Annotated in this window: 18 protein-coding genes, 1 pseudogene and 1 riboswitch; of the genes and pseudogenes, 5 read left to right on the forward strand and 14 right to left on the reverse strand. The window is 43.1% G+C overall.

Annotation, left to right across the window (positions count from 1 at the left end; translation table 11 throughout):
• Nucleotides 1-144: 144 nt before the first annotated feature.
• A complete protein-coding gene (locus CW370_RS06840) occupies nucleotides 145-669 on the forward strand; it encodes a DUF309 domain-containing protein (protein ID WP_024573264.1) in 525 nt (174 codons plus the stop codon).
• Between the two features lie 215 nt (nucleotides 670-884).
• On the opposite strand, the gene ribT is transcribed toward CW370_RS06840, so the two are convergent.
• The 7 genes from ribT to sipS form a co-directional block, all read right to left on the reverse strand.
• Nucleotides 885-1,259, reverse strand: coding sequence for a GNAT family N-acetyltransferase RibT (gene ribT / locus CW370_RS06845; protein WP_003223910.1), 375 nt, complete (start codon nucleotides 1,257-1,259; stop codon nucleotides 885-887).
• 112 nt (nucleotides 1,260-1,371) lie between these two features.
• Nucleotides 1,372-1,836, reverse strand: a complete 465-nt coding sequence (gene ribH / locus CW370_RS06850; RefSeq protein ID WP_003223915.1) for a 6,7-dimethyl-8-ribityllumazine synthase — start codon at nucleotides 1,834-1,836, stop codon at nucleotides 1,372-1,374.
• Nucleotides 1,837-1,868: 32 nt separating this feature from the next.
• The gene (locus CW370_RS06855) at nucleotides 1,869-3,065 is read right to left on the reverse strand and encodes a bifunctional 3,4-dihydroxy-2-butanone-4-phosphate synthase/GTP cyclohydrolase II (RefSeq protein WP_003230496.1); all 1,197 of its coding nucleotides are present in this window, start codon (nucleotides 3,063-3,065) and stop codon (nucleotides 1,869-1,871) included.
• 14 nt (nucleotides 3,066-3,079) lie between these two features.
• Entirely contained in the window at nucleotides 3,080-3,727 is a 648-nt protein-coding gene (ribE, locus tag CW370_RS06860) for a riboflavin synthase subunit alpha (RefSeq protein WP_014480161.1), read from the reverse strand.
• Nucleotides 3,728-3,737: 10 nt separating this feature from the next.
• Nucleotides 3,738-4,823: a bifunctional diaminohydroxyphosphoribosylaminopyrimidine deaminase/5-amino-6-(5-phosphoribosylamino)uracil reductase RibD gene (ribD, locus tag CW370_RS06865; protein WP_101169531.1), complete on the reverse strand. Its 1,086-nt coding sequence runs from the start codon at nucleotides 4,821-4,823 to the stop codon at nucleotides 3,738-3,740.
• A gap of 128 nt (nucleotides 4,824-4,951) precedes the next feature.
• Nucleotides 4,952-5,096, reverse strand: a riboswitch (FMN riboswitch).
• Between the two features lie 120 nt (nucleotides 5,097-5,216).
• Nucleotides 5,217-5,561 carry a hypothetical protein gene (locus tag CW370_RS06870; RefSeq protein ID WP_003230488.1) on the reverse strand — a complete coding sequence of 115 codons (345 nt, stop codon included), beginning with the start codon at nucleotides 5,559-5,561 and terminating at the stop codon, nucleotides 5,217-5,219.
• 234 nt (nucleotides 5,562-5,795) lie between these two features.
• Nucleotides 5,796-6,350 (reverse strand): signal peptidase I sipS, encoded by a 555-nt coding sequence (sipS, locus tag CW370_RS06875; RefSeq protein WP_014477226.1) that lies wholly within the window; start codon nucleotides 6,348-6,350, stop codon nucleotides 5,796-5,798.
• A gap of 267 nt (nucleotides 6,351-6,617) precedes the next feature.
• Between sipS and CW370_RS06880 the strand changes: the two genes are divergently transcribed.
• Nucleotides 6,618-6,854: a hypothetical protein gene (locus CW370_RS06880; protein WP_069703885.1), complete on the forward strand. Its 237-nt coding sequence runs from the start codon at nucleotides 6,618-6,620 to the stop codon at nucleotides 6,852-6,854.
• On the opposite strand, the gene CW370_RS06885 is transcribed toward CW370_RS06880, so the two are convergent.
• Together CW370_RS06885 and CW370_RS06895 are read right to left on the reverse strand one after the other, a co-directional pair.
• Nucleotides 6,797-7,003: a zinc ribbon domain-containing protein gene (locus CW370_RS06885; RefSeq protein ID WP_003230483.1), complete on the reverse strand. Its 207-nt coding sequence runs from the start codon at nucleotides 7,001-7,003 to the stop codon at nucleotides 6,797-6,799. The two genes, CW370_RS06880 and CW370_RS06885, sit on opposite strands and share 58 nt — an antisense overlap.
• Nucleotides 7,004-7,627: 624 nt before the next feature.
• Nucleotides 7,628-7,845: pseudogene (locus CW370_RS06895) on the reverse strand (hypothetical protein).
• A 421-nt stretch (nucleotides 7,846-8,266) separates the two neighbouring features.
• Here CW370_RS06895 and CW370_RS21495 point away from each other — a divergent pair.
• Together CW370_RS21495 and CW370_RS06905 are read left to right on the forward strand one after the other, a co-directional pair.
• Nucleotides 8,267-8,362, forward strand: coding sequence for a hypothetical protein (locus tag CW370_RS21495; RefSeq protein ID WP_234398217.1), 96 nt, complete (start codon nucleotides 8,267-8,269; stop codon nucleotides 8,360-8,362).
• Between the two features lie 161 nt (nucleotides 8,363-8,523).
• Nucleotides 8,524-8,736: a spore germination protein gene (locus CW370_RS06905; protein WP_003230479.1), complete on the forward strand. Its 213-nt coding sequence runs from the start codon at nucleotides 8,524-8,526 to the stop codon at nucleotides 8,734-8,736.
• 141 nt (nucleotides 8,737-8,877) lie between these two features.
• On the opposite strand, the gene CW370_RS06910 is transcribed toward CW370_RS06905, so the two are convergent.
• Nucleotides 8,878-9,309: a peptidylprolyl isomerase gene (locus CW370_RS06910; RefSeq protein ID WP_003223931.1), complete on the reverse strand. Its 432-nt coding sequence runs from the start codon at nucleotides 9,307-9,309 to the stop codon at nucleotides 8,878-8,880.
• A gap of 256 nt (nucleotides 9,310-9,565) precedes the next feature.
• On the opposite strand from CW370_RS06910, the gene CW370_RS06920 reads away from it, so the two are divergent.
• Nucleotides 9,566-10,438 carry a DUF1002 domain-containing protein gene (locus CW370_RS06920; protein WP_101169532.1) on the forward strand — a complete coding sequence of 291 codons (873 nt, stop codon included), beginning with the start codon at nucleotides 9,566-9,568 and terminating at the stop codon, nucleotides 10,436-10,438.
• A gap of 29 nt (nucleotides 10,439-10,467) precedes the next feature.
• On the opposite strand, the gene lysA is transcribed toward CW370_RS06920, so the two are convergent.
• The 4 genes from lysA to spoVAE all read right to left on the reverse strand — a co-directional run bounded on the left by lysA (nucleotide 10,468) and on the right by spoVAE (nucleotide 14,294).
• On the reverse strand, nucleotides 10,468-11,787 hold the full coding sequence (lysA, locus tag CW370_RS06925) for a diaminopimelate decarboxylase (protein ID WP_101169580.1): 1,320 nt from the start codon (nucleotides 11,785-11,787) through the stop codon (nucleotides 10,468-10,470).
• A gap of 105 nt (nucleotides 11,788-11,892) precedes the next feature.
• Nucleotides 11,893-13,374 carry a spore germination protein SpoVAF gene (gene spoVAF / locus CW370_RS06930; RefSeq protein ID WP_003230471.1) on the reverse strand — a complete coding sequence of 494 codons (1,482 nt, stop codon included), beginning with the start codon at nucleotides 13,372-13,374 and terminating at the stop codon, nucleotides 11,893-11,895.
• Nucleotides 13,325-13,936: a stage V sporulation protein SpoVABEA gene (gene spoVAEA / locus CW370_RS06935; protein ID WP_003230469.1), complete on the reverse strand. Its 612-nt coding sequence runs from the start codon at nucleotides 13,934-13,936 to the stop codon at nucleotides 13,325-13,327. The genes spoVAF and spoVAEA overlap by 50 nt, the downstream gene beginning before the upstream one ends.
• A gap of 7 nt (nucleotides 13,937-13,943) precedes the next feature.
• Entirely contained in the window at nucleotides 13,944-14,294 is a 351-nt protein-coding gene (gene spoVAE / locus CW370_RS06940) for a stage V sporulation protein AE (protein ID WP_003230467.1), read from the reverse strand.
• Between the last annotated feature and the right edge of the window lies 1 nt (nucleotide 14,295).

Raw genomic sequence — 14,295 nt, forward strand, 5'->3', positions numbered from 1 at the left:
AGAGGTGTTTGCTCGGAGCGCTGAAGCGGGAGAAAAAGCCTTAGCTTCTGGTTTTCCTTTCTAAGAAGCAATAGAGGCCGAGCGTTCTTTTTTCCTTTTATCCCTTCTATGGTACACTAAAAGCACATTAAAGGAGGAAGCACCTTGTATCCGAAAGCTTATATAGATTATCTCGTTGAGTTTCACGCGACACGGGATTATTTTGAATGCCATGAAATATTAGAAGAATATTGGAAGGAAGATCCGCCAAAGAAACGAAAACGCTATTGGGTCGGCTTTATTCAGCTTGCAGTTGCTTTATATCATCACAGAAGGCAGAATACAGCCGGGGCAAAAAGACTGATGGCAAACAGCATCCGAATTCTCAAAGCAGAACACCGGGCAGTCGAAGACTTAGGGCTCGATCATGGCCGTTTGCTCGAGCTTATGCAATCGGTTTACGAACAAATCGAAACCGGCTCTGCCTATAAAAGCATTATGCTGCCAATCAAAGATGAGAAACTGGAGGAAGCATGCAGGATCGAATGCAGGGAAAAAAAGTATACATGGGGGCAGCCCAGTGCACTCAGCAACATATTTCTTATCGACAAACACCGTTTGCGGGATCGGACTGACGTCATCCGTGAACGTGAAAAAGAAATAGAACGCAGAAAAAAAAGCAGAGACTGATCACAGCCTCTGCTCAGCGTGTCGACAAACCCTCGCATTCGTTGTCAAGCCTGTGCGTTGGTGCTCACGAATGAAAACATTCGCTCCGATCCAATGCTCAGCTTTCCTAGACTTCAAGGGTTTTCAATCGCGCTGAAAGGATGACAAAAACCTAAAACAAAACTGTTTTCGGATTTTGTCATCAAACTAAAGCAGAGGCTGATGACAGCCTCTGCTTAATTATTGTATGAAATGTCTTGATCCTGCTGACCTTGACAACGTTCGAAAAAGCTCTGCGTTAATTCATTTGGAACCAGTACTTGCGTTTTGAATAAATGCTTTAAAGCATCCATCATCTGTTTTCCGATTCCTTGATGGCGATGAGAAGGATTCACACTGATATGCCGGATCTCAACCTCAGAATCCTTTTTTTCGACTCCGATTGCTCCGACGATATCCTCGTCCTCTTTCCAAAGAAAGAGCTGGCGGTCTGTATCCGTTTCGTAGTCCTTAATTGTCTGCTGAAGCTGCTTAAGGTCTTTTTCATTCGGCATAAACGAAAGAAGCCCCATCGCAATCTTTTCAAACGATTTTTTATAACGAATTAACATAAAAACCCCTCTATATCCAAAATGTCCAGTCTGCTATTAACGGATACGAATAGGTGATCCGTTTTCTCACATTATATCATTTTCGCCATATTTTTAAACTGTTTTCAGCAAATTATTCAAATGAGCGGTTTAAATTTGCCATTTCAATGGCAGAAACAGCACAATCTACACCTTTGTTGCCCGCTTTTGTGCCGGCACGCTCGATAGCCTGTTCGATGTTTTCAGTTGTTACAATTCCAAAGATGACAGGTACACCAGTAGTGTTTGCTGCTTGCGCGATGCCTTTTGCAGCTTCATTGCAGACATAATCGTAATGTGTCGTCGCGCCTCTGATGACAGTGCCCAATGTGATAATAGCATCATATTTTTTTGTTTCCGCCATTTTTTTCGCAGCAAACGGTATTTCAAATGCGCCTGGAACCCAAGCCACATCAATGTCATTTGTGTCTACGCCATGTCTGAGCAGCGCATCTTCTGCTCCGCTCAGCAGCTTGCTCGTAATAAAATCATTAAATCTTCCTACTACGATTCCGATTTTAAGACCTGTACCAACTAAATTTCCTTGTATGATATTCATATGATTCCCATCCTTTTTTGTGATATTTGTGATTAGAAATGAAGTAAATGACCTAGCTTGTTCATTTTGGTTTGCAAATATTTTTTATTGTGTTCTTTCGCCTCCATTTGAAGCGGCACTCTTTCTGAAATACTGAGTCCGTAGCCTTCAAGGCCTGCGATTTTTCGCGGATTATTCGTCAAAAGCTTCATATTCCGGACACCGAGGTCGCGTAAAATTTGTGCTCCGATGCCATAGTTGCGAAGATCCGGCAAGAATCCAAGCGCCTCATTGGCTTCTACGGTGTCATAACCTTGTTCCTGAAGCTTATAAGCTTTTAATTTATTGATTAAACCGATGCCTCGTCCTTCTTGGCGCAAGTACAGAAGCACTCCACGGCCTTCTGCGGCAATTTGGTTCAGCGCGGCGTGCAGCTGCGGTCCGCAGTCACAGCGATGAGACCCAAACACGTCACCTGTGAGACATTCTGAATGCACCCGGACCAATACCGGTTCTTCTCCGAACGGCACCTCTCCCATCACAAATGCGACATGCTCTTTTCCATCTACCTCATTTGTGTATCCATAAACCTTAAATGTCCCAAAATCAGTAGGCAGCGTAATGTCAACTTCACGCTCGACAAGTGTTGTCAGATTGTAACGGTATTGAATCAAATCCTTAATGGTGATCATTTTTAATTGATGCTTTTTCGCAATTTCAATGAGCTCAGGCACTCTCGCCATCGTTCCGTCTTCATTCATAATTTCACAAATGACGCCGGCTCCTGGAGATCCGCAAGCTTCAGCAAGATCAACAGCAGCTTCTGTATGGCCCGCTCTTTTCAGGACACCTCCTTTTTTCGCAATCAGCGGAAAAATGTGCCCCGGACGCTGAAAATCAGATGGCACGGATTTGCTGTCCAGCAATGCTTGAACGGTAAAAGATCTTTCTTGAGCGCTGATACCTGTCTTCGTTTCACGATGGTCTATGCTTACGGTAAATGCAGTGTGGTGAGAATCTGTATTATGCTCAACCATAGGGTGAAGATCAAGCCTGTCTGCGATTTCCTCACTGAGCGGCGTGCAGATCAGTCCTCTCCCATGTGTCGCCATAAAGTTAATGACTTCCGGCGTTGCATGCTCGGCAAGAGCCACAAAGTCTCCTTCATTTTCTCTGTCTTCATCATCTACAACGATGATGACTTCGCCTTTTTTTAAAGCGTCCAGTGCTTCTTCTATCGGATGAAACATGCAAATCTTCCTCTCTAAAAGCCGTTTTCGCTTAAGAAGGCTTTTGTAATGGTTTGTTGGGTCTTATTTTCATTGGCTTTATGCAAAAATCGATACATATATTTTCCGATCATATCGCATTCGATATTCACTTTAGAGCCGATCGTTTTTTCTGAAAAAATCGTTTCGCTGATCGTATGCGGTATTAAGGAGATCGTCACTGTGTCTTCTGTCAGGCCGAATATGGTTAAGCTCACGCCATCCACAGTAATTGATCCCTTTAAAACCAATGTTTTTGTTAATGACGGGTCCATTTTTAAATCATAGTAAACTGCGTTGCTTTTCTCTTCAATTCGTGTGATTTCCGCAGTTCCGTCGACATGGCCTGAGACGAAATGGCCTCCGAAACGGCCGTTTGCCGCCATCGCTCTTTCCAGATTTACTTTGCTTCCTTTTGTTAAATCATTCAGTGACGTAGCTTTGACTGTTTCAGGCATAACATCCACTGTGAATTGATTTTTTGTAAAATCAGTGACAGTCAAACAAATGCCGTTCACTGCAATGCTGTCGCCAAGATGAACATCCTCTAAAATCTTTGAGCATTTAATAGTTAAGGCCATTGAATGCCCTGCTTTTTTCATGGATTCGATTGTGCCTGTTTCTTCGATAATTCCTGTAAACATGGTCACCATCCTATTCCTTTGTCGGTTTTGCCGTCAGTTTGATATCACGGCCGATTTGGGTTATATCAGTGAATTGTAATAAGGGGACATCTTTCATTGATTGAAAACCTTCACCGGAGATTAAGCTGGGAGCATGCGTTCCTCCGATTAGTTTAGGGGCAAAATAGAAGATGATTTCTTGAAAACAGCCTTCTTTGACAAAGCTTCCGTGAACAGCTGAACCGCCTTCCACATACACCGACATGATACCTTCTTCCGCTAGGATCTTCAAAACATCGGGAATTTGAATGCGCTCGGTTTCAAGTGTAAATATGTTCACTCCGAAAGCTGAAAGCCGTTTTTTCTTTTCCTCGTCTGCGCGTGCCGTCGTAAAAATCCATGTCGGCGCTATTTGATCGCAAATCACTTTAGCGTCCTCAGGAATCGAGAGTACGGTATCAAGTATGACCCGAACCGGCTGTTTTGTTACATTCGGCAGTCTGCAGGTTAAGCTCGGATTGTCGGCGTTCACTGTGCCAACTCCGACTAAAATGCTTTGGTGTGTTTTCCTGTATTGCTGAGCATCCTGTCTTGCAGCCTCTGACGTGATCCATTTGCTGTCACCCGTGCTGGTAGCTATCTTGCCGTCAAGGCTGGCAGCCGCTTTTAGCGTGACGTACGGAAGGCCTGTCCTCATAAAGTGCAGAAATTTTTCATTCAGCCTCTCCGCCTGGTCTGCCAGGATGCCTTCCCTTACCTCAATGCCGGCTTCTTTGATCATGCTGATCCCTCTTCCAGCCACAAGCGGATTAGGATCTCTCATCGCCACGAACACTCTTTTGATGCCAGAGTTGATAATCAATTCTGCACATGGCGGTGTTTTTCCGTAATGGCTGCACGGTTCGAGTGTAACGTAAATGTCGGCACCCTCTGCATGTGCTCCAGCCATATGGATGGCATGAACTTCTGCATGAGCTTCACCATATTTTAAATGGGCGCCCATTCCGACAATTTGTCCGTCCTTTACGACAACAGCACCGACGAGCGGATTGGATTCGGTCTGTCCTTCGCCCTGCTTCGCAAGATCTAATGCCAGCTTCATATAATACTCTTCCATTTGTTTCCCTCCCCTCTTTTGCTATTTACCGTCAAAAAAGCCCCGAATTTATAAAAAATTCGGGGCTTTAGGTATTTTACGCAATAGGAAATAACACTATGCATTTTTGACCATTTGCATAGCGGTTCATCATCCTTCTCCCATCCAGACTTTCACTGTCGGCTTCAGCTTAAACTGAATCCACCGCGTGCTTATGCACACGGGTCACGGGCTCTAAAGCAAATGTGCTTTACTACCGCCGGTCGGGATTTCCACCCTGCCCCGAAGGATACAATCTTTATTCATTTGTCCTTATTGGCTATTATAGCGATCCTTTTTAAAGTACGCAATGAAATAAACTTACAATTTGAGAAAAACAAAACATCACCCTTCGATCCGAAAGGTGATGTTTTGTTAATCATTCACTTTTGCAACCTTGATTAATCCGTCGATCCGCTTTGATTTGCTGAAGTATGCCTTAATCTTGTCACCTTCTTTTATATCAGATAAATCCTGATTTAATTTTTTTCCGTTGAAGATGATTTTCGTTCCGTTTTCTGCTACTCCATGATACTCTGAGCCGTCAATTTTCGTCACTTTATATTCCTGGATGGTGTATTCCTCTTCTTCCGAGGACAAGGTTTGTCCAATTGCTGTCGGAACATCCTTCAGCTCAACATCATTTATGTACATATAACCGCCTGCAAGTAAAAGCAAAAGCACTAACAGAATGGTAATCTTGGTTTTTATTCTTCCCATTTCTAAACCTCCAGCCAATATGAATCTATTCATACATATGAGTTATTCCTTTTTTTCATGAATAAAAAACCGTAAATTCTCGTAAATTATTAATATAACGATGCATAACGGGAATATGTTTCACATTTCTGCAAAAATTTCTTTTCTATAGATATACGAATTTATGTTCTGTTTTTAGGGGATGACCGTAAAAAAGATATAAAAAAAGCAGCCCCAATGGGAAACTGCTTGATCCTAATTTGTTTTGCGCATTTCGTTAAACGGGTAGAAAACAAACTTTGACGTACCCGCAATTTGTTTTTTCGTGAAGAGGCCAAGACCGTTACGGCTGTCCATTGAATTCCGACGGTTGTCGCCCATCACAAAATACTTGTTATCAGGCACTTTAACCGGGCCGAAATCATCGGTCAAATGGTCAAAACCGTCCTGTTTCGCTCTCTTTTTATTAGCCGCCAAATAAGGTTCGTCCACCTTTTTCCCGTTGATATAGAGCTGGTCATTTTTCATCTCAACCGTATCGCCGGGAAGGCCGATAATACGTTTGACATAGTGAACATCATCTCCGTTTAACACGACGATGTCTCCTCTATCAAACTCGCCGATGTATTTGACTGTCATATTGACAAAGACCCTTTCACGATCGTGAAGTGTAGGTTCCATGGATTCACCGTCAACGACATACGGCGCAAAAATAAAGTTGCGAATGAGCAAAGCAAGAACGACAGCAATCACAATTGCTTTTGCCCATTCTAATATTGTTTTTTTCTTCGAAACATTTTCTGATTTCAACTGATTTCCTCCAATAAACAACGGTCTTCAATTTATGTTATCACGAATCGAAAAAAAATCCCATTAGGACCTTTGAAGTGATTTTACAAACTGTTAATCTTTCTCTTCTACCCACATCATGCCTATTTTTTTCTTGTCGATCATAACTAAGCCTGAAAATATTGAAAGAAATGAATCGCATAATTCAGAAGCGATGGACTCAGAAGAAAGAGAGTTCTCATATGCAAAATCTTTAAATCGTATATAAGGCATGAGGTTACGAACAGTTTGTTCATTTACTGCATTCCATTGATCTCCCAGTCCATGATACCCATGGCACTTGACAAAACAATTCACGTCATGAAGGTTACTGGAATGTTTGCGGCAACCTATTTCACAGGTGATAACCGCACTCCGTTTTTTGCTTTCATAATATGTTTAAAATCATTCAAGCTCGAAAACATGGATCAGCCTCCAAAAAATAAATCCAATATATTCCCAGCAGTTGAAGACTCTTTATTATAAAATTCTGAATATCCGCAGTTCTTACAGTAAACCACTAGAAATCGGTTATGCTGCACGTCAAACAGCTTTGATAATCCCGTACCGGTTGTGGCTATTTCTTTTTGTCCGGCTTCAGTACTGCCGCATTTTATACAGCCTTTGTTGTCCATATCACGATCTCCTTTTCATTACATCACGTTTGTTTGATTTATTTTACTACAAAATACCAATCCCAATGACCCGTACTACTTTAAAGTTTACTTAATTTTGATTACATACTAATTGGGTTCGTTTCTCAGCTTGGTAAATCTTCTGGAGAAACGGAAAAGCTCCATGGCCAAAACATTTAAACCCAGCCAAACACCGCCGAAGGCGTAACCCGCAGCAACATCACTCGGATACTGCTCATTAACGCGTACACACGATCAGCCCGATGAGGAATAAAACGATAATCAACAAAAAAAAGCAACAGTTTGCAGACGCGCCTTGTGAGAATGACGAACAAAAAGATAAGCACAAAAACCCAAAATGACAAATGCCGTTAACGTCTGTTCGCTCGGGAATGGATATAATACATGATTTTCCAAAGGGAGCGTGAACAGGATGAAGGGAATGAAAGAGCCGTCTAATTCCCTCTTCATAAAGCTCTCCACCAACGACTAGGAAAAATAAGAAAGAGAGTTCAATTTTCCGACCTCGCCCTCTGAATATTGTCCAAAAAAAGGTTAGAACAATAATGGCTAACAGAACACCTCTCGACGCAAAAGCTTTCTGAAATTGCAGCTGGGCCCAGTCTATACCCGATCCAATACGACATGCTCACTCCCGCACAGCTCCCCAATCCGGCCGCTAACATGCTTAGCACCCAGTTTAACTTTTCTTGAAACACGAGAACACCGGCATAACCCATCAGAAACTCTCCCGGTCCAAGTAAAGTTAGAAGCTCTAACATTAACACAATAAACAAGACGGAATATCCATGCTGTTCAAGTAACCCCGTCAAAACTTGCATGTGTTTCTCCTTAAACTTTTTTGTCCTTTTATCATTCCCAATCCACTTTTTGTATAATCAGCACAATTTCACCTTCAGTCGTCCAACAACATTGTCTATGGCGGGATCTTCTCTCCTATACTCGTCACTCATACATTCTTTTTTGACAAGGAGGAGCAACAGCATGAAATGGGAAGAAACAAAAAATACGCAGGGAGTTTGCCAAAATTTTGGGCAGTTCGTTCTGCCACCGAGTCAGGTGTTTGTTTGCCTACCTCATTCCTTGGCCATTCCCCATTTTTCCCGTTTGAGGTTCGCAATGATAAAGTATTTCACTTAGTTTCGTACATAAAGAGGTAAATTCTTTGCTCTCCGAACTAGGATGCGGCGTATGACGATTACTGCATTGCATAACCACTGGTTATTTAGTGAGCTGTGTGCAATGTATATGCACTTTGAGTCAGCACAGGATGATCCTATTACATTCGCCAGAAAAGCAGCTGCCGCATTCAGAGTAGTTAAAAGAATAGACAGGTAGCTGGGCTTCCGGAAGCTATAAAGGAGGCGCTTTTTTCGAGCATTTTTATAAATCAATAAAAACAGGCATCTCCTAAATATTTTTGCCGATAAGTTTACGCTAATCAACTCTAGCACTAATACATATAAAAAATAGAATGATATGAAAGGAGACTTGATAGTATGATTGATTATCCTATTAATATAAACAACGTTTCCGGGAACAGTGTAATTAACGTAGGCGGCGCTTTTATGATCAGGCCTTTAACTTTGTCCAAATCTGTGTTTGGCTCCGGAGGTTTAAACACAGGAATTGTCTTTGAAAATAACTTTGTAAGCAAGGCTAAAATGATTAATCATCAATTTACTGATCAGAACGTCACCAAAACTTTTTAATGTATTTATTTGGGGATTGAGAAATCTCCTTCCTTAAAAACCCGGTTTACCAACCGCCATCAGCACTCGGCGGTTTTTTATTGAACATTTTTGGCCAATAAAAAAAGCTTCCTCTCTAAGAGGAAGCCTTTTGCCTGCCGATTAGCCTTCTACGCGAACTTCTTTCATGACATCGCCATTAGACATGTTTTTCGCGAATTCTAATCCGCTTGTTACTTTACCAAATACAGTGTGAACACCGTTCAAATGAGGCTGTGGCTCATGAACGATGAAAAATTGGCTGCCGCCAGTGTCTTTTCCGGCATGTGCCATAGAAAGTGCGCCCGCCTCATGTGTATGCGGGTTGCCTTCTGTTTCACATTTGATTGTGTATCCTGGGCCGCCAGTACCAGTTCCGTGCGGGCAGCCGCCTTGACTGACGAAGCCAGGAATCACTCGGTGGAATGTAAGCCCGTCATAAAAGCCTTCGTTCGCAAGCTTTTCAAAGTTTGCGACAGTTCCAGGTGCAGCTTCAGGATAAAGTTCAAATTCAATTTTGTTCCCGTCTTCTAATAAAAAGTAACCTGTTTTCAATTGTATGCCTACTTTCTTTATTTTAATTTTCAAAGGAGATTATGTATGATAGGTTATAGCCTGTCTCTCCTTGTCGCGGCTATTATACCACACCTTTCGGGGGAAAACGAATCTCCCGGGCTTTACTAAAAAATAAAAATGAAACCTGAATCTCTTTATCTCCGTCTAACCTAACGGAACTGTATTTTTCATGATTCAGGTCCTCACAAAGCAGCACTATCCAGCTGCTTGTGAAATTGAAGGAGGTCAAACTGCTTTGAAGAAAATTTGGATTGGAATGCTGGCAGCGGCCGTTTTGCTGCTGACGCTTCCGAAGGTCAGTCTCGCGGATGCCGCAGTTGGAGATGTCATTGTAACACTTGGTGCTGATTTGTCAGAATCCGACAAACAAAAAGTGCTTGATGAAATGAATGTCCCTGATAATGCCACAACGGTAACCGTGACCAATAAGGAAGAACATGAATATTTAGGAAAATATATATCGAACGCGCAAATCGGATCGAGAGCGATTTCTTCATCGTCAATCACCATTGCCAAAAAAGGCTCCGGATTGAATGTTGAGACCCATAATATCAGCAGCATCACAGATGAAATGTACCTGAATGCACTGATGACAGCCGGTGTTAAAGATGCGAAGGTGTATGTTACAGCACCGTTTGAAGTATCCGGGACTGCCGCTTTAACTGGATTGATTAAGGCTTATGAAGTTTCTTCTGACGAAGCGATCTCGGAGGATGTTAAGCAAGTCGCCAACCAAGAGCTTGTCACGACATCAGAGCTTGGAGACAAAATCGGTAACGAGAATGCGGCAGCCCTGATTGCAAAAATCAAAGAAGAGTTTGCTAAAAACGGGGTGCCTGATAATAAAGCTGACATCGAAAAACAAGTGGACGACGCAGCTTCTGATTTAAACGTCACACTTACAGACAGCCAAAAGAACCAGCTTGTCTCCCTATTCAATAAGATGAAAAACGCTGACATTGACTGGGGACAGGTCAGTGACCAGCTAGATAAAGCGAAAGATAAGATTACGAAATTCATAGAATCAGATGAAGGCAAAAACTTCATCCAGAAAGTCATTGATTTCTTCGTATCTATCTGGAATGCGATTGTATCTATATTCAAATAAGAAAAGCGCCGAAAAATCGGCGCTTTCTTTTATTGCTTTACACTCGTTTTAAATGGCAGATCAAGTTTTACAATATCTTCGTATGTTTCTCGCTTCACGACTAAATGAGCCTCACCGTTTTCGACAAATACAACGGCGGGTCTCGGAATACGGTTATAATTGTTGGCCATGCTGTATCCATAAGCGCCTGTACAAAAAACGGCAAGAAGATCGCCTTCTTTTACTTCCGGCAGGTCAATATCCCAAATCAGCATATCTCCGCTTTCACAGCACTTTCCGGCAATTGATACCGTTTTGTCATGCGCTTCTCCGATCCTGTTGGCTGCCGCAGCTTCATATTTAGCTTGGTAAAGCGCAGGACGAATATTGTCGTTCATGCCTCCGTCTACAGCCACATATTGGCGGACACCCGGCACTTCTTTTTGAGAGCCAACCGTATAAAGGGTTGTGCCTGCGTCTCCCACTAGAGAACGGCCCGGTTCGATCCAAATTTCCGGAATGTCAAAACCGTAACGGGAAGCATTTTCTTTCACAGCTTCAATAATTTTTTCAACGTATTCAGTGGCATGAAGCGGTTCATCATCTTCCGTATAACGAATGCCGAAACCTCCTCCAAGATTCAGCACCTTGGATACAAATGAATATGAAGCTCTCCACTCGTCTAGTTTTTTGAAGATTTTTTCCGCTGCTAACACAAAACCGGCAGTATCAAAGATTTGCGAGCCGATATGGCAATGGACACCCAGCAGCTGAATGTGTTCCGATTGTAATACTTGTTCGATGGCCCGTTCAGTTTGTCCGTTATGAAGGTCGAAACCAAACTTTGAATCTTCCTGGCCCGTTGTAATGTAGTCATGCGTATGCGCTTCTACTCCGGGCGTGATCCGAAGAAGAACATCGATGGAGTGACCCGTTTCTTTACATAGGTCTTCAAGAAGCGCAATTTCATAGAAATTATCCACCACAATACAGCCGATGCGGTGCTCAAGCGCCATACGCAGTTCTTCCCTGCTCTTATTGTTTCCATGAAAGTGGATGCGTTCTGCCGGAAAGCCTGCCGCAACAGCCGTATATAGCTCTCCTCCGGATACGACATCTAAAGAAAGTCCCTCTTCCTCAGCGAGCTGAATCATTGCGACTGATGAGAATGCTTTGCTCGCATATGCCACCTGTGCTTTCAGCCCTGCAGAAATAAACGCCTGCTTAAAGCTTTTAGCACGCTCACGTATTAAAGCCACATCATATACGTAAAGAGGTGTACCATATTTCTCCGCTAAATAGAGAGCATCCACACCTCCGATTTCTAAATGACCATGTTGATTTTGTCTGCTTGTGCCGTGTAAGAACAATGTCATTCCCTCTTTCTCCGCTTATGGATGAAAGGACAGTTTTATGGACTGTCCCTTCATAATTAAGACATACATTATCATACTCTTCAGTCAGTTTCAATGCGATTATGAATTGGTAGGCTGTCTTAAGCGATTTTTGGGGTGAACGATACTGGGTCTTACTTTTGCGCCAGGTTTCGCTGTGCGGACAAGAACCTGCCACAGCGCCTTTCCGTTAAAGGGAATCAGCGGCCATAAGTACGGTGTCTGAAGGGATTTGATGCTTGCCATGGCAATAATTAGCACTGTAAATCCGATGACGAGCCCTTTTATATGAAATAAGGCAACGAGTATCATGAGGACAAGACGGCTCATTTTGTTTGCCAAGCTTAATTCATAACTAGGCGTCGTAAAGGTTCCAATCGCCGCAAGTGAGACGTACAGAATCACCTCAGGCGAAAAAAGGCCGACCTCAATCGCAATCTGCCCGATCAGAACAGCGGCAATTAAACCCATTGCTGTCGATAAAGCCGTCGGTGTGTGAATGGCAGCCATTCTGAGAAACTCGATTCCTAAGTCAGCTAAAAATATCTGCAGGATGATCGGGATATGCGTATCTTTATTTAAACCGATAAATTTCATGTTGTCCGGAAGCAGATCAGGCTGAAGCACAAAGAGAAACCAGATCGGAAGAAATAAAGTAGAAGCAAGAATACCGAAAAATCTTACCCATCTTAAAAAGGTCCCGACTGAAGGAGCCTGCCTATATTCTTCAGCATGCTGCACATGGTGAAATAAAGTCGTTGGGGTAATGATTACACTCGGCGATGTGTCCACTATAATGATAACATGGCCTTCTAGAACATGATTTGCGGCCACATCCGGTCTTTCTGTATAGCGCACGAGCGGAAAAGGATTATAGCTTTGATTAACAATGAATTCCTCGACAGTTTTGTCTGCCATTGTTAATCCATCGACATCAATGGATGCAATTTCTTTTTCTACGATCTCAACCAGATCCGGATCAGCTATATCTTCTATATAACAAATGCTTAAATCCGTCTTTGACCGCTCACCAACTTTCGTCATCTTGACTCGAAGGCGTTCGTCTCTGATCCGCCTTCTGAGAAGGGCCGTATTGACGACGATATTTTCAACAAATCCGTCTCTGGCTCCTCTGACTACCTTTTCCGTATCAGGTTCTTCCGGGTTTCTGCCCGGATAGCTTCTGACGTCAATTATAAATGCGAAACCTGCACCTTCAACAATGACAGCGACGAGCCCGGACAGCACTTGGTCGGTGGTTTCATCCAAGGTTTTTACTTTTTCGACCTGGGCGTTAAGCAGCCTGTTTTCGACGATGTCGACCAGCTCATCAGGGTCTTCTTTCCGATTGTTAATGGCAACAAGCTCTCTCATTAAATGAATAATATAGGCTGTATCGCATAATCCATTTAGATAGTAAAGCTGGATCTCTTTATCTAAAATCGTGAGCTTGCGAACACCTACATCATAGCTCGTCCCCATCCCAACACGGTTTTTGAAATACTCTTCATTTTTAGCTGGATTCCGATAAACCCGAATTTTCTCTTCCTTGTGGTCCGGCATGATACCCGCTCCTTTCTAAAATAAACTCGACCGCTTTCATGGTGATTGGCGACCCTTTTGAGATATCGTCTTTTCTGCCCATTTTGCCGATATCCCCGATACCGACAATAAGCGGGAGATCAAGTTTATCAAGGCAATAGACTGTATCTCCACTCATTCTGTGGTCATCAAATTCCCTTTCCCCGACTTTATCGACGCCGTATTCAGTTATTTCTCCATTGCGGTCAATGCTTACATCGACCCTGGTCCATTCAGCCTGATGTGTTTTTGACGCGACCGCAATCACACCGAGCACTTCAATAGACGGATGGGTTGCGACATAGGTCAGAGCGGCTTCTCCCGGACCCTCTCCTTGAAGGCCGGAGTCGTCAAACATGACAAATACAGGATCATACGGTGCTGAGGCGATCAGCTTGACAAGCTCGGCGCCGCTGCGGGTGGAAGGATTCCCTTTTGATTGTGAAATACATCGACCTCCCACTTTGCTTGCGGCGTATTCAATTGTTTTAGCGGCATAAACATCCCCGTCTGTTACCAGTATGACCTTGCGTTTTGTCGTCATGTCAGCATTATCCTTTCGGTTTGAAAATAACAGCTACGATAAAGGCGAAAAGAATAGCGGCTGAGATACCGGCCGAGGTCAGCTCAAAAATCCCCATGCCGATTCCTATAAATCCGTGTATATGCGCCTGATGCATAGCACCGTGCAGAAGACTGTGACCGAAGCTGACGATCGGAACGGTGGCGCCTCCTCCGGCAAATTCAATAAATTTATCGTAAATGCCGAAACCATCTAATATTGCACCGATTACAACAAATGATGTCATGACATGAGCTGGCGTCAATTTAAAAATATCCAAGAGCAGCTGGCCGACGATACAAATGGCCCCGCCGCATACAAAAGCCAAAAGGTAGTCCATG

This window comes from Bacillus sp. SN32 (genome assembly GCF_002837495.1).
Classification (GTDB): Bacteria; Bacillota; Bacilli; order Bacillales; family Bacillaceae; genus Bacillus; species Bacillus subtilis.